The sequence below is a fragment of the Oleiagrimonas soli genome (assembly GCF_000761445.1).
Classification (GTDB): Bacteria; Pseudomonadota; Gammaproteobacteria; order Xanthomonadales; family Rhodanobacteraceae; genus Oleiagrimonas; species Oleiagrimonas soli.
Genome location: NZ_KN196470.1, coordinates 698,970 through 724,232 on the forward strand (window position 1 = coordinate 698,970; position 25,263 = coordinate 724,232).

23 protein-coding genes are annotated in these 25,263 nt (G+C 65.9%); 13 read left to right on the forward strand and 10 right to left on the reverse strand.

The genetic code is table 11. From position 1 onward, the window contains the following. The first annotated feature begins 34 nt into the window (after positions 1–34). The 7 genes from LF63_RS03075 (at position 35) to LF63_RS03105 (ending at position 8,961) form a co-directional block, all read left to right on the forward strand. Positions 35–1,117 (forward strand): efflux RND transporter periplasmic adaptor subunit, encoded by a 1,083-nt coding sequence (locus tag LF63_RS03075; protein ID WP_043099549.1) that lies wholly within the window; start codon positions 35–37, stop codon positions 1,115–1,117. Beyond that, on the forward strand, positions 1,114–4,380 hold the full coding sequence (locus LF63_RS03080; RefSeq protein ID WP_043099551.1) for an efflux RND transporter permease subunit: 3,267 nt from the start codon (positions 1,114–1,116) through the stop codon (positions 4,378–4,380). Before LF63_RS03075 ends, LF63_RS03080 begins: the two co-directional genes overlap by 4 nt. Then, a complete protein-coding gene (locus LF63_RS03085) occupies positions 4,377–4,829 on the forward strand; it encodes an OsmC family protein (protein WP_043099554.1) in 453 nt (150 codons plus the stop codon). Before LF63_RS03080 ends, LF63_RS03085 begins: the two co-directional genes overlap by 4 nt. 70 nt (positions 4,830–4,899) lie before the next feature. After that, positions 4,900–5,760 (forward strand): S1/P1 nuclease, encoded by an 861-nt coding sequence (locus LF63_RS03090; RefSeq protein WP_043099555.1) that lies wholly within the window; start codon positions 4,900–4,902, stop codon positions 5,758–5,760. A 67-nt stretch (positions 5,761–5,827) separates the two neighbouring features. Beyond that, a complete protein-coding gene (pyk, locus tag LF63_RS03095; RefSeq protein WP_043099556.1) occupies positions 5,828–7,294 on the forward strand; it encodes a pyruvate kinase in 1,467 nt (488 codons plus the stop codon). A 78-nt stretch (positions 7,295–7,372) separates the two neighbouring features. Continuing rightward, positions 7,373–7,810, forward strand: a complete 438-nt coding sequence (locus tag LF63_RS03100; RefSeq protein WP_043099557.1) for an energy transducer TonB — start codon at positions 7,373–7,375, stop codon at positions 7,808–7,810. Between the two features lie 146 nt (positions 7,811–7,956). Further along, a complete protein-coding gene (locus LF63_RS03105) occupies positions 7,957–8,961 on the forward strand; it encodes a class I fructose-bisphosphate aldolase (protein ID WP_043099558.1) in 1,005 nt (334 codons plus the stop codon). A 94-nt stretch (positions 8,962–9,055) separates the two neighbouring features. Here LF63_RS03105 and LF63_RS03110 read toward each other — a convergent pair whose 3' ends face one another. The 4 genes from LF63_RS03110 to LF63_RS03125 all read right to left on the reverse strand — a co-directional run bounded on the left by LF63_RS03110 (position 9,056) and on the right by LF63_RS03125 (position 12,236). Further along, positions 9,056–9,676, reverse strand: coding sequence for an outer membrane beta-barrel protein (locus LF63_RS03110; RefSeq protein WP_043099560.1), 621 nt, complete (start codon positions 9,674–9,676; stop codon positions 9,056–9,058). A gap of 249 nt (positions 9,677–9,925) precedes the next feature. After that, a complete protein-coding gene (locus tag LF63_RS03115) occupies positions 9,926–10,552 on the reverse strand; it encodes a porin family protein (RefSeq protein ID WP_043099561.1) in 627 nt (208 codons plus the stop codon). Positions 10,553–10,728: 176 nt separating this feature from the next. Next, positions 10,729–11,313, reverse strand: coding sequence for a porin family protein (locus LF63_RS03120; RefSeq protein WP_043099563.1), 585 nt, complete (start codon positions 11,311–11,313; stop codon positions 10,729–10,731). A 332-nt stretch (positions 11,314–11,645) separates the two neighbouring features. Beyond that, positions 11,646–12,236, reverse strand: coding sequence for a porin family protein (locus tag LF63_RS03125; protein WP_043099565.1), 591 nt, complete (start codon positions 12,234–12,236; stop codon positions 11,646–11,648). 251 nt (positions 12,237–12,487) lie between these two features. Between LF63_RS03125 and tkt the strand changes: the two genes are divergently transcribed. After that, positions 12,488–14,488, forward strand: coding sequence for a transketolase (gene tkt, locus LF63_RS03130; protein ID WP_043099567.1), 2,001 nt, complete (start codon positions 12,488–12,490; stop codon positions 14,486–14,488). Between the two features lie 207 nt (positions 14,489–14,695). Here tkt and rfbD read toward each other — a convergent pair whose 3' ends face one another. From rfbD to LF63_RS03155, 5 genes are all read right to left on the reverse strand, one after another. Then, positions 14,696–15,625, reverse strand: coding sequence for a dTDP-4-dehydrorhamnose reductase (gene rfbD / locus LF63_RS03135; protein WP_043099569.1), 930 nt, complete (start codon positions 15,623–15,625; stop codon positions 14,696–14,698). Continuing rightward, positions 15,622–16,179, reverse strand: coding sequence for a dTDP-4-dehydrorhamnose 3,5-epimerase (gene rfbC / locus LF63_RS03140; protein ID WP_043099571.1), 558 nt, complete (start codon positions 16,177–16,179; stop codon positions 15,622–15,624). Before rfbC ends, rfbD begins: the two co-directional genes overlap by 4 nt. After that, complete coding sequence (rfbA, locus tag LF63_RS03145) at positions 16,176–17,063, reverse strand: glucose-1-phosphate thymidylyltransferase RfbA (protein WP_043099572.1); 888 nt, start codon at positions 17,061–17,063, stop codon at positions 16,176–16,178. The genes rfbC and rfbA overlap by 4 nt, the downstream gene beginning before the upstream one ends. Then, complete coding sequence (gene rfbB / locus LF63_RS03150; protein WP_043099574.1) at positions 17,060–18,121, reverse strand: dTDP-glucose 4,6-dehydratase; 1,062 nt, start codon at positions 18,119–18,121, stop codon at positions 17,060–17,062. Before rfbB ends, rfbA begins: the two co-directional genes overlap by 4 nt. 115 nt (positions 18,122–18,236) lie before the next feature. Then, the gene (locus LF63_RS03155) at positions 18,237–19,418 is read right to left on the reverse strand and encodes a phosphoglycerate kinase (protein ID WP_043099576.1); all 1,182 of its coding nucleotides are present in this window, start codon (positions 19,416–19,418) and stop codon (positions 18,237–18,239) included. 173 nt (positions 19,419–19,591) lie between these two features. Here LF63_RS03155 and maiA point away from each other — a divergent pair, with 173 nt between their 5' ends. After that, positions 19,592–20,254, forward strand: coding sequence for a maleylacetoacetate isomerase (gene maiA / locus LF63_RS03160; RefSeq protein ID WP_043099579.1), 663 nt, complete (start codon positions 19,592–19,594; stop codon positions 20,252–20,254). Between the two features lie 63 nt (positions 20,255–20,317). On the opposite strand, the gene LF63_RS03165 is transcribed toward maiA, so the two are convergent. Then, positions 20,318–21,427, reverse strand: a complete 1,110-nt coding sequence (locus LF63_RS03165; protein ID WP_043099581.1) for a PilT/PilU family type 4a pilus ATPase — start codon at positions 21,425–21,427, stop codon at positions 20,318–20,320. Between the two features lie 202 nt (positions 21,428–21,629). Between LF63_RS03165 and LF63_RS03170 the strand changes: the two genes are divergently transcribed. From LF63_RS03170 to LF63_RS03185, 4 genes are all read left to right on the forward strand, one after another. Beyond that, positions 21,630–22,040, forward strand: a complete 411-nt coding sequence (locus LF63_RS03170) for a DUF4398 domain-containing protein (RefSeq protein ID WP_052394625.1) — start codon at positions 21,630–21,632, stop codon at positions 22,038–22,040. Continuing rightward, entirely contained in the window at positions 22,041–23,003 is a 963-nt protein-coding gene (locus tag LF63_RS16015) for an OmpA family protein (protein ID WP_161782315.1), read from the forward strand. Positions 23,004–23,315: 312 nt separating this feature from the next. Continuing rightward, positions 23,316–23,543: an HP1242/YdcH family protein gene (locus LF63_RS03180; RefSeq protein ID WP_043099583.1), complete on the forward strand. Its 228-nt coding sequence runs from the start codon at positions 23,316–23,318 to the stop codon at positions 23,541–23,543. 254 nt (positions 23,544–23,797) lie between these two features. After that, positions 23,798–25,168: a pyridoxal-phosphate dependent enzyme gene (locus LF63_RS03185; protein ID WP_043099585.1), complete on the forward strand. Its 1,371-nt coding sequence runs from the start codon at positions 23,798–23,800 to the stop codon at positions 25,166–25,168. The last annotated feature ends 95 nt before the right edge of the window (positions 25,169–25,263 follow it).

The window sequence follows — 25,263 nt, forward strand, 5'->3', positions numbered from 1 at the left end:
CCTGCATGAACGCATGATGCAAAGGAACCGACCGATGATCCGCAGCACTCGACTCGCGCTCGCCGCGCTGTTGCTGACCGCGCTGGCCGGCTGTGGCGACAAGACCTCGCCGCAGACGGCGCAGCAGCGCGCGCCCTCGTTGCCCACCGTCACCGTGAAGTCGGAGACCGCGCACCGCGAGCAGGTCTGGGACGGCGTGGTCGAGGCGGTCAACGAAGTCACGCTGACCGCGCAGACCAACGCGCGCGTGCTGGAACTGCCGCACGACGTTGGCGACACCGTGGCCAAGGGCGACGTGCTGGTGCGCTTCACCGACGTCGAGCAGCAGTCGGCGCGTCGCGCCGCGCAGGCGCAGATCGCCTCGGCGCGCGCCAGCCTGCGCAACGCCGACGCGCACTACAAGCGCATCGCCGAAATCTTCTCGAAGGGCCTCATCGCGCAGGCGGACCTGGACCAGGCGCGCATGCAACGCGATGCCGCGCAGGCGGCGCTGAACGCGGCGCAGGCGCAGTACAGCGAGGCTGGGCAGAAGGTCGACTACACCGTCATCCGCGCGCCGTACGCAGGCATCGTCACGCGTCGCTACGTGCATGTGGGCGAGGCCGTGCAGGCCGGTCCGCCGTCGCCGCAGCCGCTGATCGGGCTGGAATCGCTGAACGATCTGCGCGTCACCGTGCAGGTGCCGCAGAGTGCGGTCGAGGCGATCCGCCGTCATCAGCATGCGGAACTTCTGCTCGGCGACGGCCAGCGTCTGGCGGCGAGCAAAGTCATCGTGTTTCCGTATGCCGACCCGAAGACGCACACCTTCAACGTGCGCCTGGAACTGGACGGCTCGCACGCGACGCTGTATCCGGGAATGACCGTGAAGGTGGCCTTCGCGGTCGGCGACACCAAGCGTCTGCTGGTGCCGATGGACGCGCTCTGGCACCAGGGCGAGATGACCGGCGTGTACGTGCTGGAAGGTCAGGACGTGCGTCTGCTGCAGGTGCGCGTGGGCGAGCGCTTCGGCACGCGGGTCGAAGTCGTGTCGGGCCTGACGCCGAACCAGCGCGTGGTCACCGATCCGGCCGCCGCGGCGCGTTACCTGTCCGGTGAACGCACGGAGCCGAAGACATGAAGAGCGGGCTGGGCTTCTCCGGGCGCATCGCACGCGCCTTCCAGAATTCGCCGTTGACGCCGATCCTGGCGCTGGCCGCGCTGCTGCTGGGCCTGACCGCGGCGATCATCACGCCGCGCGAGGAAGAGCCGCAGATCGACGTCACCATGGCCAACGTGATGGTGCCGTTCCCCGGCGCCGACGTGCACGACGTCGAGAACCTGGTGACCTATCCGCTGGAGAAGAAGCTCTCCGAGCTGCAGGGCATCAAGCACGTGTATTCGGTCAGCCGTCCCGGCATGGCCATGATCACGGTCGAGTTCAAGGTCGGTGTGCCGCGGCAGACCGCCATCGTGCGGCTGTACAACCAGGTCTTCCAGAACCGCGATTTCGTGCCGCAGGGGCTGGGTGTCGGGCAGCCGCTGATCCGGCCGATGGGCATCGACGACGTGCCGGTGATGGGGCTGACGCTGTGGAGCGACGACCCGCATCAGAGCCCGACCCAGCTGGCCGAAGTCGCGCATTCGCTGGAAACCGTGCTCAAGCGCATCAAGGGCACGCGCGACGTCTACACCATCGGCGCGCCCGACCGGGCGGTCGTGGTGCAGCTCGATCCCGCGCGGCTGGCCTCGTACGGGTTGTCCATCGACGATCTGGCTTCGGCGCTGAAGGCGGCCAACCTGGTCACCCAGGCCGGCGATCGGGTGACGAACAACCGCGACGTGCCGGTCACCGCCGGCACCTTCCTCGCCGACGCGCATCAGATTCGCGATCTGGTGATCGGCCTGCACCACGGCCAGCCGGTGTTCCTGTCCGACGTCGCCAGCATCCATCGCGGCGCCGATCTGCCATCCAGCTACGTGTGGTACGGCACGCCGAAGGGCCGTGCCGGCCCGGCGACCGGCTCCGCCCCGGCGGTGACCATCGCCGTGGCCAAGAAGGCCGGCACCAATGCGGCCGACATCACCGAGGCCATCCGCGCACGGCTGAAGTCGCTGCGCGGCGTGGTGATTCCGGACGACATGCACGTCACGGTGACGCGCGACTACGGCCGCACCGCGACCGACAAGGCCGACAAGCTGATCCACAAGCTGATCTTCGCGACGCTGTCGGTGGTGCTGCTGGTGCTGCTGACGCTGGGCTGGCGCGAGGCCATCGTGGTCGGCAGCGCCGTCATCATCACGTTGATGCTGACGCTGTTCGCCTCGTGGGGCATGGGCTTCACCATCAACCGCGTGTCGCTGTTCGCGTTGATCTTCTCCATCGGCATCCTGGTCGACGACGCCATCGTGGTGGTGGAGAACATCCACCGGCACATGGCGTTGGGCGGCCGCAGTCTGCGCCAGGCGATTCCCGAGGCCGTGTCGGAAGTCGGCGGGCCGACCATCCTGGCCACCTTCACGGTGATCGCGGCGCTGCTGCCGATGGCCTTCGTGTCCGGTCTGATGGGTCCGTACATGCGGCCGATCCCGATCAACGCCTCGGCCGGCATGCTGCTGTCGCTGGCGGTGGCGCTGATCGTGACGCCGTGGCTGGCGCTGAAACTGCTGCGGCATCACCGGCACGAGTCGTCCGCAGACGGCGACGGCGATCATCACGCGGCCGCGCCCAAGGGCAGCCGCCTGCACCGCTTCTTCCATCGTCTGATGCATCCGTTCGTGGCCGGCGAGCGCGCCGCGCGCCGACGGCGGCTGCTGTTCGCGGCGATGGGCGCGCTGGTGCTCGCCGCGGCCGGTCTGGTGGTGGTCGAGGCGGTGATCCTGAAGATGCTGCCGTTCGACAACAAGTCCGAATTCCAGATCGTGGTCGACATGCCCGAGGGCACCACGCTGGAGACCACCAACGCGCTGCTCGGCGACCTGTCGCGGGTGATCGCCAAGGTGCCGGAAGTGAAGTCCTGGCAGGGCTATGCGGGCACGGCCTCGCCGATCACCTTCAACGGACTGGTGCGGCAGTACTACCTGCGGCGCGGTCCGATCGTCGGCGACCTGCAGGTCGAACTGGTCGACAAGCACGAGCGCGATCGTCAAAGCCATGCCATCGCGCTGGCCGTGCGGCCGGCGCTGCAGAAGATCGCCCAGCGCTACGGCGCGTCGCTGAAGGTGGTCGAGGTGCCGCCGGGACCGCCGGTGATGGCGCCCATCGTGGCCGAGGTCTACGGACCGGATTACACCGCCGTGCGCAAGGTGGCGCTGGGGCTGGAGAAGGACTTCAAGGCCAATCCGGACATCGTCGACGTCGACACCAGCGTCGAAGCCGATTCGCCGCGCGACATCGTGGTGGTGGATCGCGAACGGGCCGCGCGGCTGGGTCTGAGTCAGGCGGCCATCGCGCAGACCCTGCGCACGGCGCTGTCCGGCGAGGACGCGACCTACGTGATGGACGGCCACGCGCGCTATGCCGTGCCGGTGCGCCTGCGTCTGTCGGCGGCCGATCAGGCCTCGCTCAGCCATCTGCTGTCGCTGCGGGTGCGCGCCCGCGACGGCAAGCTGGTGCCGCTGTCGGAAGTGGTCTCGGTGCGCAAGGCCGACTGGGAGAAGGCGATCTACCACAAGGACCTGCTGCCCTACGCCTACGTCACCGGCGACGACGCCGGCGCCACCGACAGCCCGCTGTACGGCATGTTTTCGCTGGTCGGCAAGCTGGACGACAGCAAGATCGACGGCCACACGCTGTCGCAGTACTTCATCGACCAGCCGCCCAGCACGACGCATTACGCGGTGAAGTGGGACGGCGAGTGGCAGATCACCTACGAGACCTTCCGCGACATGGGCATCGCCTACTCGGTGGGTCTGATCCTGATCTACCTGCTGGTGGTCGGTCAGTTCCGCAGTTACGTGGTGCCGCTCATCATCATGGCGCCGATTCCGCTGACCGTGATCGGCGTGATGCCGGGGCATGCGCTGCTGGGCGCGCAGTTCACCGCCACCTCGATGATCGGCATGATCGCGCTGGCCGGCATCATCGTGCGCAACTCGATCCTGCTGATCGACTTCATCAATCAGTCCGTCAGCGCGGGGCGTCCGCTCAGCGAGGCGGTGATCGACGCCGCCGCGGTGCGCGCCAAGCCCATCGTGCTGACCGGCGTGGCGGCGATGCTGGGCGGCTTCTTCATCCTCGACGATCCGATCTTCCAGGGACTGGCGGTGTCGCTGATCTTCGGCATCCTGGTGTCGACGGTGCTGACGCTGCTGGTGATTCCGCTGCTGTACTACGCTTGGCTGCATCGCCAGGGCGAGCACCCGCGCCTGCCCGGCACCGTCGTCGAGGAGGACGAGGCATGAGTGAGACGCAGACGTTCGGTCTGTCGCTGGAACAGATCGACCACTACGAATTCCGCGTGCGTTTCGACGAGACGTCGGTGCCGGATCTGATCACCGACGAATCCGCGCCGCTGGGCGGCGACGCCGGACCGAATCCGTCGCGGCTGCTGGTCACGGCGGTGGCGAACTGCCTGGCCGCGAGCCTGCTGTTCGCCCTGCGCAAGTTCAAGAACGAGCCGGGGCCGCTGCGCGCCGAGGCCAAGGCTACGATGGAGCGCAACGACCAGGGGCGCTGGCGGGTGGCGCATGTGGCGGTCGACCTGCATCTGTCCGACGCGGCCGACTCGCTGGAACATCTGCCACGGATTCTCGAGCAGTTCGAGGACTTCTGCATCGTCACCCAGAGCGTGCGCGAAGGCGTCGCGGTGGACGTGCGCGTGACCGATGCGGAGGGGCAGGTGGTGCACTGAACGGGGACGCGGCGTCGTCACGGGGCTGTGCAATAATCGACCACTTGTCTCCCATGCGATCCCGTCCATCATGTTCAGTCGCCTTCGTTTGCTCGCCGTGGTCGCGGGCCTGTTGCTGGCCGCACCGGCTGCGTTCGGCTGGGGCCCGGAAGGGCATGCCATCGTCGCCGACATCGCCCAGCGTCACCTGACGCCTGCGGCCGCCGCGGAAGTCCATCAGCTGCTGGCGCTGGAAGGCAAGACACGCCTGGATCAGGTGTCGTCCTGGCCCGACGAGATCCGCCGCGATCATCCCGAGACCGGCCCCTGGCATTACGTCGACATCCCGCTGCGCGCGCCCGACTACAACCGCCGCCGCGACTGCCCGCAGGGCGACTGCATCGTCACCAAGCTGCCGCACTACGTGCGCGTGCTGGCCGACCGCAAGGCTTCGCCGAAGGTGCGTCTGGAAGCGCTGAAGTGGGTCGTGCATCTGGTCGGCGACATCCATCAGCCGCTGCACAACAACGACCACGACGACAAGGGCGGCAACACCGTCAAACTGGTCTATTTCGGCGAGCAGACCAACCTGCACCGGATCTGGGACACCGGCATCCTGGAGCAGGCCACCGGTCTGCGCATGCAGCCGGACTACAGCTTCGATCACGCCGCCACGCGCAAGATCGCCGTGGGCATGGACGACGCCATCGGCGCCGCGCAGCGCGCGCGCTGGACGCCGGCGCATGCCGACAAGGACATCGACGCGGAGGCCGTGCGCTGGTCCGATCAGGCGCACACCCTGGCGCGCGACGTCGCCTACGCCGACCTGCCCGAGCGCCGCGTCGGCGACTGGGAGCAGGGGTATCAGGCCAAGGCCTGGCCGGTGGTGCGCACGCAGCTGGAAGCCGCCGGCGTGCGCCTGGGCGCCGTGCTCAACGCCGCGCTGCGCTGAGCCGTCCGTTTCCGAATCATCACGCAGCAAGGCCGGCGCACCACCGGCCGATCCGCAGGACAGTTCCATGACTCAACAGATTCGCCGCACCAAGATCGTCGCCACCCTCGGTCCCGCCACGGACGCGCCCGGCATGCTCGAGGCCATCCTCGAAGTCGGCGTGGACGTCGTTCGCCTGAACCTCTCGCACGGCACGCACGACGATCATCGCAAGCGCGCCGCCGCGGTGCGCAGCGTGTCCGCCGCAGTCGGTCGCGAGGTCGGCGTGCTGGCCGATCTGCAGGGTCCGAAGATCCGCATCGAGCGCTTCGCCGACGGCCCCGTGCAGTTGAAGGAAGGCGACGCCTTCGTGCTGGACTGCCGCGACGATGCGCCGTCCGGCGACGCCACGCGCGTGGGTTGCAGCTACCTGGGCCTGCCCAACGACGTGTCCGAGGGCGACATCCTGCTGCTGGACGACGGTCTGGTCGCGCTCGAAGTCCGGCACGTCGACGGCACCGAGATTCACACCACCGTGTCGGTGCCGGGCAAGCTGTCCGACCGCAAGGGCCTGAACCGCCAGGGCGGCGGCCTCAGCGTCGATGCGCTGTCGGACAAGGACAAGGCCGACATCAAGCTGGCCGCCGAGATCGGCGCCGACTTCCTGGCCGTGTCCTTCGTGCGCACCGCACAGGACATGCACGAGGCGCGTCGGCTGCTGCGCGAGGCCGGCGGCGAGGCTTCGCTGGTGTCCAAGATCGAGCGTGCCGACGCGATTCCGGTACTGGCCGAGATCATCGAGGCCTCGGACGTGGTCATGGTGGCGCGCGGCGATCTGGGCGTGGAGATCGGCGACGCCGAGCTGCCGGGTCTGCAGAAGAAGATCATCCGCGAGGCGCTGCGTCTGAACCGCGCCGTCATCACCGCGACGCAGATGCTGCAGTCGATGGTCGAGGCGCCGATCCCGACCCGCGCCGAGGTGCTGGATGTGGCCAACGCCGTCATCGACGGCACCGACGCGGTGATGCTGTCGCAGGAAACCGCGGCCGGCGCGCATCCGGACCTGGCGGTGCAGGCCATGCGCCGCATCTGTCTCGGCGCCGAGCGTCAGTTCGAGCCGCAGGACGACCTGCGCGCGGAATCGCACAACCTGGACCGCAGCGATCAGGCCATCGCGCTGGCGGCGGTGTTCCTGGCCGCGCGCCTGGGCGTGCGCGCCATCGTCGCGCTGACCGAATCGGGCGCCACCGCGCAGTGGCTGTCGCGCTACCGTTTCGCGGTGCCGATCTACGCGCTGTCGCCCAGTGCCGAGGCGCGCCGACGCATGCTGGTGCTGCGCGACGTCAAGCCGATCGCCTTCGATCACGGCCGCATGGACCCTGCGCATTCGGCGCGCGCCGCGGTACAGAGCCTGTTCGAGCTGGGCAAGCTGGACGCAGGCGATCGCGTGATCCTCACCCACGGCGACCACACCGGTCACGGCGGCGCGACCAACACGCTCAAGCTGCTGCACGTGGGCGAGCAGGGCATCGCCGAGAGCCTGAAGGACCTGTGAAGAACCGTCTCCCGATCCCCGTCGACGCCCGCGCCGCGCGCTAGACTGGGACCGGAAATTTCCTGCCGGAGGCACGCCATGCATCGCACCACTTCCACGTTCCTGACGCTGCTCTGCGTCGGCCTGTTCGCGACGCCGGCCTTCGCGCAGACGCGCACGGTCGCGCCGGACCGGCTGCCCGGCTACTGGAACATGACCAAGAGCGAGGTCGACGGCCAGGTGCCGAACGTCGGGCGCAAGCTCGACCAGCCGGGCTGCGCCGCGGTCAGCTACATGATCGGCAGCGACGGCGTGCCGCGGAACCTGAAGGCGCGCAAGGTGGTGCCTGCGGACAGCGATTTCGGTTCGATCGCGGTCAGCCTGGTGCGCAATTTCCGCTACGCGCCCAGCGACGACAACACCGCCAGCGTGCCGGTGTCGACCTACTACATCGTGCGCTTCAACATGCCTTCCGACCCCGCCGCCCGCGCCGCCCTGCTGGCGCAGTGCAAGCTGCCGGGCTACGACAACGGCTGACGCCTCGCGGCGGCGGCGGCGAGATCGGTCGTCCGGAAGGTCGAGAATGGCGACGTTCTGGCCTATAATCCGCGCCTTTCCCCACCATCACTGGTGGTGCCCACGTTGCCAAGCGGTTTGACCGCAGTCACACCGACGGAGTCGTCATGAGCATCGAAGATCTGGAAAGCATCGCGCAGGCGATGGTCGCGCCCGGCAAGGGCATCATCGCCATCGACGAATCCACCAGCACCATCCGCAAGCGGCTGGAGTCGGTGAACGTGGAGAACACCGAGGAACACCGCCGCGCCTACCGCGAGATGCTGCTGACCACGCCGGACCTCGGCGATCACATCTCCGGCGCGATCCTGTATGACGAGACCCTGCGCCAGTCCACCAAGGACGGCGTGCCGTTCACGCGCGTGATGCGCGAGGCCGGCATCATTCCCGGCATCAAGGTCGACATGGGCGCCAAGCCGCTGGCCGGCTTTCCGGGCGAGCTGGTCACCGAGGGGCTGGACGGGCTGCGCGAGCGTCTGGCCGAGTACGCTAAGCTGGGCGCGCAGTTCGCTAAGTGGCGCGCGGTGATCGGCATCGACGAGGACAGCCCCAGCTCCACCTGCATCGAGGCCAACTGCCACGCGCTGGCGCGCTACGCCGCGTTGTGCCAGGAAGCCGGTCTGGTGCCGATGGTCGAGCCGGAAGTGCTGATGGACGGCAACCACGACATCGACCTGTGCTACGAAGTCACCGAGGCCACGCTGCGCAGCCTGTTCGGCGCGCTGTACGAGCACAACATCATGCTCGAAGGCACGATCCTGAAGGCGTCGATGGTCATCTCGGGCAAGAACTGCGAGCAGCAGGCCAGCCGCGAGGACGTGGCCGAGGCCACCGTGCGCTGCCTGAAGTCCACCGTGCCGGCCACGCTGCCGGGTATCGTGTTCCTGTCCGGCGGCCAGTCCGACGAGGACGCTACCGCGCACCTGAACGCGATGAACCAGCTGGGTCCGCATCCGTGGCCGCTGTCGTTCTCCTACGGCCGCGCCATGCAGCAGGCCGCGCTGAAGCTGTGGGGCGAGGACATGCGCGGCAACTACGCCGCCGCGCAGAAGACCGTGGCGCAGCGTGCCCGCGAGAACGGTCTGGCCGCGCTGGGTCAGTGGGAAGGCTGATCGCATCCGGCGGGTTCACTCACGCATTGCATGAAGAAAAAGGGCGGCCCGCAGGCCGCCCTTTTTGCTGGCATCGCGCATGGATGCGTGTCGATCAGAAGCGGTACTCGAAATTGACGGTATAGACGCGATTGCCGATATCCACGCCGTCCTTGCTGATCTTGTAGTAGTCGAAGTTCAGGCCCAGGCTGGTGTGGCGCGTGAAATCCACGCCCGTACCGACGCCGGCATACCAGTCCATCGACTGCGTGCTGTAGCCGTAGTGCTGCTCCGAGCCGCTGATCGGCGTGTCGGTCTCCTTGTAGTGCAGCTTCCACATGAACAGGCCGCCGCGCGCCGAGATGTACCACTGGTCGGTCGGGTTGAAATGGCCGTTCAGACCCAGCGTCCAGCCGTCGCCGGAAAGCTTGTTGCGGATGGAGCTGTAGCCGAGCGACTGGTTCGGATCGTAGTAGTAGCTGGCATGCCCGGACACGCTGCCCAGATCGACGTAGCCGGCTTCCACACCGATGAACTGCGAACGCCAGCCGGCGTTGAACTGGAAGCTGGTGTCGGATTCGCTGCCGGCATCCATGCCGTTGACGGTGGCGTGATAGTGGGCGCTGCCCGCTCCGGCATTCACGAACCAGCCGGTGAGATTCTTGGCCTGCGCACTGGACGCCACGCACGCACCCGCGCACAGCAGCGCGAGCGCCGTGATTTTCTTGTTGAACATGTCATCCCCTTGATGATTGAGTTCCTTCAAACCCCGGCCTTGCGCCGAGTTCCGTCCACTCCGTGACGGCGCGAATATTTTAGAGGGGAGACGTGCCGCTGACAAGAAAACGGGCGCCGCGAGGGCGCCCGTTTTCTTGTCAGCGGATTGAAGGCAGCAACTTCAGAATCGGTTGTCGAAAAGATTCACGAAAACGGTGGCCCTCATTCAAGGCCGTCGTTCTCGCACGGGCGCGATATAGCGTCGGACTCAAAACCGGTATTCGAGATTCACCGAATACACGCGGTTACCGATGTCCAGCCGACCTTTCTTCATCTTGTAGTAATCGAAGTTCACACCCAGGCTGATGTGTCGGGTGAAATCCACACCGGTGCCAACACCGGCGTACCAGTCGGTAGACCGGGTGTCATACGAGTAATGTTCTGTCGTACCGGTGATGGGTACCAGCGTCATGCTTTCGTGGCCTTTCCACATGAACAAGCCACCATGTGCGGAGACATACCACTTTTCGGTGGGGTTGAAGTGGCCGTTCAGGCCCAGTGTCCAGCCATCGCCGGACAATTTGGTTTTGTCTGAGCGGTAAGGCGTACTGTACGGATAGCTGGCGAAGTCGCTCGACTGTAGCGACTGGGTGATACTGCCGAGACTCACGTAACCGGCTTCTACGCCGATGGCTTCCCATCGCCAGCCTGCGTTCACTTGGAAGCTGGAGTGCGAATCATTGCCGCCCATCTTGTAGCCGTTGATCTTAGCGTCGTAGTGCGCAGTGCCTACGCCTGTATTGACGAACCAGCCGCTTGGATTCTCGGCTTGCGCCGCGGTTGCTGAACAACTGCCCGTGCATAGCAGGGCGATGACGATAATTTTTCTGTTCAAGAGGATTTCCTTATTCTTCTTTGAAATTTCCTTTAGGGCCTATAAAGGCTTGCAAGGTTTCGCGATCAGCCCATGCTAAGCAGAGTGATGCATACATTCAACGCAGAGTACGGGGAGGTTCTCCCGCCCCGTACTCTGGATCCGCGTGTGCAATGGTCGCACAGCCCAGCGATAGCTCAGAAGCGGGCTTCGAAGCGCACCGCGACCTGGTCGCTGCTCAGGTCCAGGTGCGTGCCCTGGTCGTTGTACTTGTCGTCGATGTAGTTGTAGTTGAGGCTCAGGCTAGTGTTGTTGCTGAAGTCATAGCCGAAGCCGACGCCGGAGTACCAGGTGCCCTTGCTCTTGTTGTCGCTGTAGCTCAGGTTGCCGCTATCGACGCTGATCTTGTTGCGCGCGTCGAAGTAGCCGCCCTGGACCATCACGAACCAGTTCGGCGTGAAGTTGAACTTGGCGTTCACGCCGGCCTTGGCGCCGTGGACCTTGGCGTTGACGCGGCTGCCGAAATAGTCGTCGGTGAACGTGCCCTGGTTCAGATAGCCGACTTCGAAGCCGACCTGCGCCATCGGCGAAAGCGCCCAGCGGTAACCCACGTCCAGGCCGTAGCCGGTGTCGGTGTCGTTGGTGGCGCTCATGCCCTGCAGGCGGGACTGACCGGCCTGCACGCTGATGAAGGCGCCATCGCCCGGCTGTGCGGCCATGCTGACGGCCGGAATGGCGGCGCAGGATGCGATCAGGGCGAGAGCGAGGATTTTCTTGTTCATCGTGGAGTTCCTTCCTGTGGTGATGAATGGTTCGCGTCCGGCACGAGGCCGTTGCGCGAGGGTGGCTGCGTCATCGATGTGCTGTGGCGCGCATCGACGAAGTCGCTGCCGAGGACGGTGTGGTCCTGAATCGCTTCAGGATGCCGTTCCGTCGTTGTGTAGTGCGGTCTTGTCTGCCGACAAGGGGCGCGGAGTATAGCCGGATCGCGCCCGCGTGTCGGAAAAGGCCGTTCATGCGCAGACGGGCACCGCTTGCGCGGCGCCCGTCCGTGTTGCGTGCGGTGTCGACCGGCCACGGCGACATGCCGAGGCCGGTCCGTCGCGCCTGTGGATCAGAACCGGTATTCGGCACCGACCGACACCAGGTTGGTGCTCAGATTCAGATGATCCTTCTTGGCCTGGTAGTAGTCGTAGTTCAGGCCCAGGCTGAAGTTGTTGGTGAAGTCATAGCCGAAGCCGACGCCACCGTACCAGTCGGTCTTGTCCAGGCTGCGGTACAGCGGATTCTGGTCGTTGCTGATGCCGTGACCCTTCCACTGGTAGATGCCGGCGCGGGCCGTGGCGTACCAGTTCGGCGTGAAGTTGAACTTGCCGTTCGCGCCGAAGGTCCAGCCGTGCAGCTTCGACTTCGGATCGGAGACGACCGGATTGCTGTTGAACGCATTCTTCAGCTTGATGTTGCCGAGGTCGTTGTAGCCGGCCTCCAGGCCCAGCGCGGTGTTCGGCGTGACCGACCAGCGGTAGCCGCCGTTGATCGCGTAACCAGTATCGCTACCGTCGTAGTTGCCCTTGTTGAGGTTGGCTTGGCCGACCTTGGCGCCGACGAACCAACCGCTGTTGTCGGTCGGCGCGGTCTGCGCGAATGCGGGGACGGCGGCCATGCCGGCGGTGACGAAAGCGAGAGCAATCAGCGTCTTTTTCATGGGGACTTCTCCTAGATCTTTTTTGTGTCGGCTCGGGGACAGCCGGTGGGCGGTTCGAACAAGGCCGTCGGCCCACGGCGACGGCTTCGGATGGATTAGATAGGGGTCCGCATGAATGGTTCCAATACCCGCCGGTACATAATTAAGTGGGCGTTAATCAGCCTGAACGGCCCGGCCCCACGGCGACAGCGGCGCGCATATCGGCGACAATGGGCGCTTTCGTTGCCACGCCCCGCACCTGGAGATTGACGATGCCGAACCGCCGCGAACTCGCCAACGCCATCCGCGCTCTTGCCATGGACGCCGTCGAGAAGGCCAATTCCGGACATCCGGGCATGCCGATGGGCATGGCCGACATTGCCGAGGTGCTGTGGAACGACTTCCATCGCCACAATCCGGGCAACCCGAAGTGGTTCAACCGCGACCGTTTCGTGCTCTCCAACGGCCACGGTTCGATGTTGCAGTACGCGCTGCTGCATCTGGCCGGCTACGACCTGCCGATGCGCGAGCTGGAGCATTTCCGCCAGTGGCACTCGAAGACGCCGGGTCATCCCGAGGCCGCCGACACCCCGGGCGTGGAAACCACCACCGGGCCGCTGGGGCAGGGCGTCGCCAACGGCGTCGGCTTCGCGCTGGCCGAGAAGGTGCTGGCCGAGCGCTTCAACCAGCCGGGCTTCGATCTGGTCGACCATCACACCTGGGTGTTCCTGGGCGACGGCTGCCTGATGGAAGGCGTCTCGCAGGAGGCCATCTCGCTGGCCGGCACCTGGAAGCTGGGCAAGCTGGTGATGGTCTACGACGACAACAACATCTCCATTGACGGCGAAGTGCCGGGCTGGTTCACCGACGACACCGCCGCTCGCTTCGAGGCCTGCGGCTGGCACGTCATCCGCGACGTCGACGGCCACGACGCCGAGCAGATCAAGGCCGCGCTGCAGGCGGCGAAGGACGAAACCGGCAAGCCGAGCCTGGTGATGTGCAAGACCCTGATCGGCTTCGGTTCGCCGAACAAGGAAGGCAAGGAAAGCAGCCACGGCGCGGCGCTGGGCGCGGACGAGGTCAAGGCGACCCGCGACATGCTGGACTGGCGCCACGCGCCGTTCGAGATTCCGCAGGACATCTACGATGGTTTCGACGCGCGCGAAGCCGGCAAGAAGCACGAGGCGGCGTGGAACGCGCTGCTGGACAAGTACGCCGAGGCGCACCCGGAACTGGCGGCCGAGTTCAAGCGCCGCATGGCCGGTGAGCTGCCGACCGACTGGGCCGCGCAGGCGCAGGCCTACATCGCCAAGACCCAGGCGGAAGGCCCCGAGGTCGCCTCACGCAAGGCGTCGCAGATGGCGCTGAACGCGTTCGGCCCGATGCTGCCCGAACTGATCGGCGGTTCGGCCGACCTGGCCGGTTCCAACCTGACGATCTGGAAGGGATCGCGCAGCGTCACCGAGAACGGCCCGGACGTGAACTACGTCCATTACGGCGTGCGCGAGTTCGGCATGACCGCGATCGGCAACGGTCTGGCGCTGCACGGCGGTTTCATTCCGTACGACGCCACGTTCCTGGTGTTCTCCGATTACGCGCGCAACGCCGTGCGCATGAGCGCGCTGATTCCGGCGCACTCGATCCATGTCTATACCCATGATTCCATCGGCCTGGGCGAGGACGGCCCGACGCATCAGCCCATCGAGCACCTGGCCAGCCTGCGCTACATCCCCAACAATCACGTCTGGCGGCCGTGCGACGCGGTGGAGTCGGCGGTGTCCTGGAAGGCGGCCATCGAACGCCGCGGCGCGCCGTCGTGCCTGGTGTTCTCGCGCCAGACGCTCAAGCACGAGCAGCGCACGGACGAACAGCTGGCGCAGATCGAGCGCGGCGGCTACGTGCTGCACGATCCGGCGGACACGCAGTTCAAGGCGATCCTGATCGCCACCGGCTCGGAAGTCGGTCTGGCGATGGAAGCCATGCGCCATCTGGCCGATCAGGACATTCCCGTGCGCGTGGTGTCGATGCCTTGCGCGGAAGTGTTCGACGCGCAGCCGGTCGAGTATCGCGAAGGCGTGCTGCCGGGCCATTGCCGCGCACGCGTCGCGGTCGAGGCGGGCATCGCCGACTACTGGCGCAAGTACGTGGGCCTGGACGGCGAAGTCATCGGCATGACCACGTTCGGCGCCTCCGCGCCGGCCGGCGTGCTGTTCGAGAAGTTCGGCTTCACCGTGGCCAACGTGGCCGATGCCGTGCGGCGCGTGATCGGCTGAGCTTTCCCTGTCCCGGAGTCATTTCCGGGCAGGCCGTTCCGATCGCTGATTGTTGTTTGGGGTTCCGCTCGGTGTCGGTCGAGCGGAACCTAAGTGAGAATTAAGAAGTAAGGCTGCCATCGGCAGTGACGTAGATCGGGCCGAGCAAGGCGAAGCCTGCCTACGATCTCCAGCGCGGCTGGACTGTGCGCGGAAGGCAGGCGCGTCTCAGCGCGCCCCGGTCAGCTCCGCGATCACCGCGTCGAGCCCGACTTCCCATGCCGGCAGTTCGATATCGAAGGTTTCGCGGATGCGGGTCGTGTCGAGCACCGACCAGGCCGGCCGTCGGGCCGGTGTCGGAAAATCCGTCGTGGTGATCGGCTCGACCTGCGGCGCACGCGCCAGCAGCCCCACTTGCACGGCGCGATCCATGATGGCGCGGGCGAAGCCGCACCAGGTGGTGCGACCACCGGCGACCAGGTGGTAGACACCCGATTGCGCGTGGCGCGTGGCCGTATCGGCTGCCAGCCAGTGCTGCAGGACGTGCGCGGTGGCGGTGGCGATGAGATTCGCCGAGGTCGGCGTGCCGTGCTGATCGTCGACTACGGTCAGACGGTCGCGTTCGGCGCCCAGGCGCAGCATCGTGCGCAGGAAGTTCTTGCCCTGTGCGTCGTAGACCCAAGCCGTGCGCAAAATCAGATGATCGGCGTCGCTCTCCCTCAATGCGGCTTCGCCGGCCAGTTTGCTGTGGCCGTAGACGCTGCGCGGTCCAGTCGGATCGGATTCCCGCAGCGGGCAATCTCCCTGACCGGGGAAGACGTAGTCGGTGGAGTAATGCACCACAGGCACGCCGGCATCCGCGGCCCAGCGGCCCAGGGCACCGACGGCTTCGGCGTTGACGCAGTGCGCCAGTTCGGGCTCGCTTTCCGCACGATCGACGGCGGTATACGCCGCGGCGTTGATGATCACGTCCGGATCGATGCGAGTGAGGATGTCCGCAAGTGCAGCGGGGCGACCGAGGTCGAGAGCGGTCGTGGGCAGCGTGACGTTGTCGACGCTGCCGTCGCGTGTGGCGGCAACGACCTCGCCATGTATCGCGAGGCTGTGCAGCAGCGCACGGCCGACCTGGCCGCGAGCCCCCGTGATCAGCATCTTCATTTTTCAAACACCGGTAGGCGGTCCGAAGGCACGTCGGCCAGCAGCGGTGCGCGCTGGTCCTTGTCCGAAAGCTGCGGTTCGCTGATCGGCCAGTCGATGCCCAGTGCGGCGTCGTTCCAGCGGATACTGGCGTCGGCCTTGGCGTCGTACAGCGCCGTGCACTGGTAGGTGAAGGTGGCGTGTTCGGAAAGCACGCAGAAGCCGTGCGCGAAACCTTCCGGAATCCAGAAGTGGCGATGGTTCTCGGCGCTGAGCACGGCGGCAGCCCAGCGGCCGTAGGTGGGCGAGCCGCGGCGGATGTCGACGGCAACGTCGTAGACCTCGCCTTCGAGCACACTGACCAGCTTGCCCTGCGGATTCGGCCACTGGTAGTGCAGCCCGCGCAGCACACCGCGTGCGGAGCGGGAGACGTTCGATTGCACGAAATCCAGCGCGAGCCCCTGCGCGGCAAACGTGTCGCGGTTGTAGCTTTCGTAGAAGAATCCGCGGGTGTCGCCGAAGACCTTCGGTTCCAGCACGCAGACGCCCGGCAGGTCGGTATCGATGCGCTTCAACGGACGGTTCCCTGTTTCACCAGGCGCTTGAGATACATGCCGTATCCTGTTTTGGCGAGCGGCTTGGCCAGCTTGAGCACCTGTTCGGCGCTGATCCAACCGTTGACGAAGGCGATTTCCTCAGGGCAGCAGACTTTCAGTCCCTGACGCTTTTCGATGGTGGCGATGTAGTTGGATGCCTCGACCAGCGAGTCGTGCGTGCCGGTGTCCAGCCAGGCGTAGCCGCGGCCGAGCTGCTCCAGCATCAGCGAGCCGTCTTCCAGGTAGCAGCGGTTGAGATCGGTGATCTCCAGTTCGCCGCGCGGCGACGGTTTCAGGTCGGCGGCGAAATCGCAGACCCGTTCGTCGTAGAAATACAGGCCGGTCACCGCGTAGTTGGAACGCGGCTTGGCCGGTTTTTCCTCGAGCCCGACGACGCGGCCGTCGGCATCGAAATCGGCCACGCCGTAGCGTTCCGGGTCGGTCACGTAGTAGCCGAACACGGTCGCACCGCGTTCACGCTGCGTCGCGCGGCGCAGCAGGTCGGTCAGGCCGTGGCCGTAGAACAGGTTGTCGCCCAGGATCAGGCAGCTCGGATGTCCGTCGACGAAGTCGCGGCCGATATGGAAAGCCTGCGCCAGGCCGTCCGGCGATGGCTGCACGGCATACTGGATATCGATGCCCCATTGCGAGCCGTCGCCGAGCAGACGCTGGAACAGCGCCTGCTCGTGCGGCGTGTTGATCATCAGCACTTCGCGGATGCCGGCCAGCATCAGCGTTGCCAGCGGGTAGTAGATCATCGGCTTGTCGTAGATCGGCATCAGCTGCTTGCTGATGGCCTGCGTGATCGGATACAGCCGCGTGCCGGAACCGCCGGCGAGGATGATGCCGCGCGTGGTTTTCATGCCGCCGCTCCTTCGCCGAGGCGTTGCATGCGGTAGCTGCCGTCCAGCACGTGCTGCACCCAGGCCTGATGCGCGAGGTACCAATCGACGGTGCGCTGCATGCCCGAATCGAAGCTCTCGCTGGGCGTCCAGCCGAGTTCGCGCTCCAGCTTCGAGGCATCGATGGCGTAGCGGCGATCGTGTCCGGGGCGATCCTTGACGAAAGTGATCAGTTCTTCGCGCTTGCGGCCGTCGGTCAACGGCTGGCGCTCGTCGAGCAGCGCGCACAGCGTCTTCACCACGACGATGTTCTCGCGCTCGGCGTTGCCGCCGACGTTGTAGGTCTCGCCGACGCGGCCGGCTTCCAGTACGCGCCGGATCGCGGCGCAGTGGTCGCCGACAAAGAGCCAGTCGCGCACGTTGCGGCCGTCGCCGTAGACGGGCAGGGCTTCGCCGGCCAGCGCCTTGTGCAGGATCAGCGGAATCAGCTTCTCCGGAAATTGGTACGGGCCGTAGTTGTTGGAGCAGTTGGTGGTCAGCACCGGCAGCCCGTAGGTATGGTGGAAGGCGCGCACCAGATGATCCGACGAAGCCTTCGACGCCGAGTACGGCGAGTTCGGCGCGTACGGCGTGGTCTCGGTGAACTTGCCGGTGTCGCCCAGCGAGCCGTAGACCTCGTCGGTGGAGACGTGCAGGAAACGGAATCCGTTGCGTGCATCGCCTTCCAGTTCGCGCCAGTAATCGCGCGAGGCTTCCAGCAGTGCCAGGGTGCCGACCACGTTGGTCTGCACGAATTCGGCCGGTCCGTCGATGGAACGGTCCACGTGCGATTCGGCGGCGAAGTTGACGATGGCGTCCGGGCGGTGCTCGCGCAGCAGGCGCTGCAGCAGGTCACGATCGCCGATGTCGCCCTGCACGAAGACGTGCGCGTCGTTGTCCTGCAGCGAAGCCAGGGTTTCCGGATTGCCGGCGTAGGTGAGCTTGTCCAGATTCACCACGCGCAGGCCGTCGGCGATGGCCTGCAGCACGAAATTGCCGCCAATGAAGCCGGCACCGCCGGTCACGAGTAGGGTTTTCATCAAGCTCGGTCCTCAAGCCTTGTCATGGTTGATGCGTCGTGCGCACCCATCGATCCGTGCAGTGAAACACGCTTTCGCTGAAGCATACGTGTCCCTGTGTTCGCAGAAGGTGCGGTCACGCCGCCGCGCCGCGGGCGCGCAGCGCGGCCACCGCGGGCAGCTCCTTGCCTTCCAGAAACTCCAGGAAGGCGCCGCCACCGGTGGAGATGTAGGACACGCCATCGGCGATGTCGTACTTGTCGACGGCGGCCAGAGTGTCGCCGCCGCCGGCGATCGAGAAGGCCTCGGAAGCGGCGATGGCGCGCGCCAGCGTCTCGGTGCCCTTGCCGAAGGCGTCGAACTCGAACACGCCGACCGGGCCATTCCAGACCACCGTGCCGGCTGCGGCGATGCGTTCGGCGTACTGGCGCGCGGTCTCGGGACCGATGTCGAGGATCATCTCGTTTTCGCCGACCTTGTCGACCGGCTTCACCGTGGCCTTGGCCGTGGCCGAGAAGGTGTCGGCGACCACCACGTCGACCGGGATCGGCACTTCCGCGCCACGTGCACGCGCTTGCTCGATAACCTTACGCGCGGCGTCGATCAGGTCCTTCTCCATCAGCGAGGTGCCGACGGCATGGCCGGCCGCGGCGATGAAGGTATTGGCGATACCGCCGCCGACGATCAACTGGTCGACGCGTCCGACCAGGTTCTCCAGCAGCGTGAGTTTGGTCGAAACCTTGGAGCCGGCGACGATCGCCAGCAGCGGACGGCGCGGATCGTCCAGCGCCTTGCCCAGCGCGTCCAGTTCGGCCGACAGCAGCGGCCCGGCGGCGGCCACCGGCGCGAAGCGGATCACGCCATGGGTCGAGGCCTGCGCGCGATGCGCGGTGCCGAAGGCGTCCATCACGAACACGTCGCACAGCGCGGCGTACTTCTTCGCCAGCGCTTCGTCGTCGGCTTTCTCGCCGACGTTCATCCGGCAGTTCTCCAGCAGCACCACTTCGCCTTCGGCCACGTCGACGCCGTCGAGGTAATCGCGCTGCAGACGCACCGGCGCGCCGAGCGCTTCGCCCAGCCAGGCGGCCACCGGCGCCAGCGAAGCGGCTTCGTCGAACGTGCCTTCCTTCGGCCGGCCCAGGTGCGAGAGCACCATGACCTTCGCGCCGGCGTCGCGCGCAGCGCGAAGGGTCGGCAGCGCGGCCTGAAGGCGCTGGGTCGAGGTGATCCGGCCGTCCTGCAGCGGTACGTTCAGATCTTCGCGGATCAGCACGCGCTTGCCGCGCAGATCGAGGTCGCTCATGCGGATGATGGACACGGAAATTTCCTCGCAAAACAAGGCCGGAGGCCATGGAAGCGGTCTATTGTCGGCGGCCTCGGTGCGCGGATGCAAATGCAGGTGACGGGTCGGCGACGAGACAGCGTTGCAAGGACATGCGTAGAATGCCGCGATCCGCATATTCACCGCATGGCAGGGATCGAGAGAGGCCCATGAACAACGATCTGACGCTGTACGGATACTGGCGTTCCAGTGCCGCCTATCGCGTGCGCATCGCGCTGGAACTCAAGGGACTGTCGTACGAGAACCGCCCGGTGCATCTGGTGCGCGACGGCGGCGAACAGCATGCCGACGAATACCGGCGCATCAATCCGCAGGAGCTGGTGCCGACGCTGCTGCACGGTCAGCGCGTGATCACCCAGTCGCTGGCGATCATAGAATACCTGGACGAGATCTGGCCGGACGGCCCGTCGCTGCTGCCGGCGGTGCCGCGCGACCGCGCTCACGCACGCGCGATGGCGTTCCAGCTGGCCTGCGACGTGCATCCGCTGGGCAATCTGCGGGTCCTGCAGTATCTGGAACGCGACTGCGCGATGCCTCAGGTCGAGCGCGAGCAGTGGATGCGGCACTGGATCACGGTCGGTTTCGACGCGCTCGAAGCCATGCTTGTGCAGAGTCCCAATACCGGCACCTACTGCATGGGCGACACGCCGGGTCTGGTAGACATCTGCCTGGTTCCGCAGGTCTACAACGCGCATCGCTGGAAAGCGCCGATGGACGCGTATCCGACCATCCGCCGCATTCACGAAGCCTGCGACGCCTTGCCCGCGTTCCGCGCCGCCGCGCCGGAATCGCAGCCGGATGCGCCGCGCTAGGGCACCCAGGCATCCGCGCGGCGATGTCCTGCGCGCGCGGGATGAAGCTGCTGTCCAGGGAGTTCAGAACGCCCCGTAAGGATCGGCCTCGTTCAGTTCGGTGCTGTCGCCGGCGCCCTCGGCCAGGCGCACCTTCAGTGCCAGGCCGTCGCGCGAGTCGGCTTTCGACAGCGCCTCTTCCAGCTCGATGCGGCCTTCCTTGTACAGCGTGTACAGGGACTGGTCGAAGGTGCGCATGCCGTCCTGCAGGCTGCGGTCCATGGCTTCCTTGACCTCGTGAATCTGGCCGCGGCGGATCATGTCGCGGATCAAAGGCGTGTTCAGCAGCACCTCGACCGCCGGAATGCGGCGCCCGTCCTTGCCCACGACCAGACGCTGGCTGATGACGGCCTTCAGGTTCAGGGCCAGGTTCATCAAGATGTTCTTGTGCGCCGATTCGGGGAAGAAGTTGAGGATGCGCTCCAGCGTCTGGTCGGCGTTGTTGGAATGCAGCGTCGCCAGGCACAGATGGCCGGTCTCGGAGAACGAGATGGCCGCCTCCATGGTGTCGGTGTCGCGAATCTCGCCGATCATGATCACGTCCGGCGCTTCGCGCATCGCGTTGCGCAGGGCTTCGTGATAGCTGTGCGTGTCGAGACCGACCTCGCGCTGGTTCACGATCGACTTCTTGTGCCGGTGCAGATACTCGATCGGATCCTCGATGGTGAGGATGTGACCCGGCTTGTGGGTGTTGCGATGGTCGATCATCGCCGCCAGCGTGGTCGACTTGCCCGAGCCGGTCGCGCCGACCACCAGGATCAGGCCGCGCGGCTCCATGATGATTTCCTTGAACAGCGGCGGCAGGCGCAGCTGCTCGATGTCCGGGATGTCGCTCTTGATGGCGCGGATCACCATGCCGACTTCGCCGCGCTGCTTGAACACGTTGATGCGGAAACGGCCGGCGTCCTTCACGGCCAGTGCCATGTTCAGCTCCAGGTCACGCTCGAACTGCGGAACTTGGCCCTCGTCCATCAACGAGTAGGCGATTTTTTTGACCATGCCATTGGGCAGGCCGGTATTGCCGAGAGGATAGAGCTTGCCCTCGACCTTGATGTTGACCGGGGCGCCTGTCGTCAGAAACATGTCCGACGCGCCCTTGTCGACCATCAGCTTGAGAAAGTAACCGATGTCCATTGGCGACCGTGTGGATTACCCGATTGATGATGATAGATTGTGCGGGTTCACCCTACGCGCAAAACGCCGCAAAGGTCACGTTTTCATGCTCCGAAAGCACGCCAACGCTTATATCCCTGTCCGCGCCCTGTCGTGGGTTTCCGCTACGGCCATCCTAACGCTATTGGCCGCTTGCGCCACTATACCTCCGCCGACCGCGACCATGAGCCGCGCGCAGTCCAGTCTGCAGGCCGCGCAGAAGGCCGGGGCCGGCGACGCCGATCCGGTCGATCTGGAATTTGCGCGTGGCAAGTACCAGCAGGCGCAGACCGCGCTGAACGACGGCAAGAACCAGCAGGCCGCCGATCTGGCGCAGGAATCCATCGCCGACAGTCAGCTCGCGTTGACCAAGGCACGGCTGGCGACGCTGCGCGGCCAGATCCGCACGCAGACCGCCGAGAACGCGCGACTGCGCAAGCAATTGCTGGATGATGCCGCCAAGGCGCAGGCGTCGTCGGCGCCCGCGCCGGCCTCGTCCGCGTCCGGCGTGGAGGAGTTGCCGCAGACCGTGTTGCCGTCGCCGGCCAGTCCGGCCCCGGCCAGTTCGACCGACGCCATGCCGGAGGGGCAGTAAATGAATGTGCGCATGATCCGCCTGCTGGTTGTGGCCAGCCTCGCCCTGCTCAGCGCGAACGCCCTGGCCGGCAGCAAGGACGATCTCGATGTCCAGCGCCTCACCACCAGTCTCAATCAGCTCGACAACGATCCGACCCTCGGACAGTACGCGCAGGCCGAGCGTTCGCTGGCGCGCGTCGCCGTGCAGCGTCTGGAGGACGCCGGTTCGAGCGAGCGCCCGCACGCCCTGTATCTGGCCGAACGCAGCGTCGATCAGGCCAAGGCTTCGGCCCAGCTCGAAGACGCGCAGCATCAGCTGAACCAGTTGAGTCGCGAGCACGACAAGATTCTGCTGCAAGCCAGCCGTCAGGACGCGGAGGCCACGCGTCGCGAGCTGGAACGTCAGCGGCTGGAAAACCAGCTCGCCGCCGAGGAGACGCAGCGCCTGCAGGAGCAGGGTCAGGCTTATTCCGAGGCCGCCGAACAGGCGCGCGCGGAGGCCGAGCAGGCCAAGAAGCTGGCCGAGGCGCAGTCGCGTTCCGCGGCGCTGGCGCGCAAGCAGGCTGATCTGGCGGTGGCCGCCGCGCGGGCCTTGCGTGCTCGCATGGAGGGCATGACGGCGCACCAGGGCAGCAAGGGTCGGCAGATGACCGTGACCGGCGACGCCTTCGCACCCGGTCAGTCCACGCTGCGGCCGGAAGCCCGGCAGCATCTGGGCAAGCTGATCCAGTTCGTGCAGAGCCAGCCGTCCAAGCCGATTCGCATCGAGGGCTATACCGACGCCACCGGTTCGGCCTCGGCCAACAAGGCCCTGTCGCAGCAGCGCGCCCAGGCCGTGCGCAATGCCCTGATCGCGGCGGGCGTGAGCGCTTCGCGCATGAGCACCGTGGGCATGGGCGAAGCCGATCCGGTGGCCTCCAACGCTACCGCTTCCGGGCGGGCGATGAACCGCCGCGTGGTGGTCATTCTGCGCGATCAGTAAGCCTTTTCGCCGCCGCAGCTTTGCGCGGCGGCGGCTTCGCAAGTGCATGATTTAACGCGATTCTTACGTGGTTCATCGATGTTGCGGTGCACGCTTGCGCGCCGCCGTCGAGCGGAGTAGGGTCGAAGTCGCCACGGGCCATTTCCGCGCCCGTGGGTTTCAGGCGACACCCATCATGCATGCACCCGTCCAGCCTCGCGTTCTCGACCCCTTCCCGGTACGAGACGCGGCTGCGTGCGTGCCTTTCTCCCCCAGCGCCGCCGTGCGGCAGTCCGGCGCGTGCGGTGCACTTGCACGACAGGAGAGCGATCCATGTTCGAAAACCAGTCTCATGAGGATCTGGAAGCCTTGATGAAGGCCGATACGGAATTCCGCCGTCTGTATCGGCATCACCAGGAACTGGACAGCAAGGTCCAGGACGCGGAACTCGGCGTACTGCCCATGGACGACGTTACGCTGGCCTGCATGAAGAAGGAAAAACTGCAGGCCAAGGATCGACTACTGCGAATGTGGGGCGAACGCCGCACCTCGCTGCACTGAACTGAACCGAAAACACTCCGGCATGCCGGTGTCGTGGCGCTGAGCGCCGCACCGGATGCCCCACCGCGCCGGACGCCAGATGCGTCCGGCGCTTGCGTTTGCGGCCGCGCCAGGCCGCGAGTCGCCATGCCATCGCCAGCATGTGCAGCGGGCGGTCGGTTATCATGCCGATCCTGCCCTTAACCGTGATCGATGCGCATCGCCCGGCTCTTGCCGTCGCGCCCGATCCCGAAACCACTATCGACGGAGCCTGCATGAGCGTTCAATCCAGTGTTCTCGAACTGATCGGCCAGACCCCCATGGTGCGCGTGAAGCACCTCGACACCGGGCCGTGCGAGCTGTTCCTGAAGCTGGAGAGCATGAATCCGGGCGGCTCGGTGAAGGACCGCATCGGTCTGTCGATGATCGAGGGCGCCGAGCGCGCCGGCAAGATCAAGCCCGGCGACACCCTGGTCGAGGGCACCGCGGGCAACACCGGCATCGGTCTGGCGCTGGTGGCGCAGCAGAAGGGCTACAAGCTGATCCTCGTGGTGCCGGACAAGATGAGCCGCGAGAAGATCTTCAACCTCAAGGCGATGGGCGCCGAAGTGGTGCTGACGCGCTCGGACGTGGCCAAGGGGCATCCCGAGTACTACCAGGACATGGCCGCGCGCATCGCCGAGGAGACGCCGGGCGCGTACTTCATCAACCAGTTCGGCAATCCGGACAATCCGGCGGCGCACGAAGCCAGCACCGGACCGGAAATTCTCGAGCAGATGGATGGGCGCGTGGACGCCGTGGTGTTCGGCTGCGGTTCCTCGGGCACGATGACGGGCCTGTCGCGCTTCTTCGCCAAGGCCTCGCCGAATACCGCGCTGGTGCTGGCCGATCCGGTCGGTTCGATCCTCGCGCAGTACATCAACGAAGGCACGCTGTCGACCAAGTCCGGCAGTTGGCTGGTCGAGGGCATCGGCGAGGACTTCCTGCCCAGCATCAGCGACTTCTCGCGCGTGAAGAAGGCCTACGCGATTTCCGACAAGGAGAGTTTCCTGGCTGCGCGCGAACTGCTGGCGAAGGAAGGCGTCTTCGGCGGCTCGTCGTCCGGCACGCTGCTGGCCGCGGCCCTGCGCTACTGCCGCGAGCAGACCGAGCCTAAGCGTGTGGTTAGCCTGGTGTGCGATACCGGCAACAAGTACCTGTCGAAGCTCTACAACGACTACTGGATGCTGGACAACGGGTTTCTCGAGCGCGAGCAGCACGGCGACCTGCGCGACCTGATCCTGCGGCCCTATGCGCTGCGCGATACCGTGGTGGTCGGGCCGAAGGAACAGTTGATGACGGCCTACACGCGCATGAAGCTGTATGACGTCTCGCAGTTGCCGGTCATGGACGGCGACCAGATCGTCGGCATCGTCGACGAATCGGATTTGCTGCTGCACGTGCATGCCGACGAAGCCCGTTTCAACGATCCGGTGTCGGCGGCGATGGTGTCGGACCTGGAAAAACTCGACGTGAAATCGTCGATCCAGGACCTGATGCCGGTGTTCGACCGCGGGCATGTCGCCATCGTCATGGACAGCGGCGCGTTCGTCGGTCTGATCACGCGTATTGACCTGCTGAATTACCTGCGCCGAAAGGTGAATTGATCGCGCTGCGCCGATCGGCTACATGTTCGGTGCAGGGTTTCATGGCAACAACGGGCCGTCGTCCTGCGCGCCGGCCTGCACGACAATGGACGGAT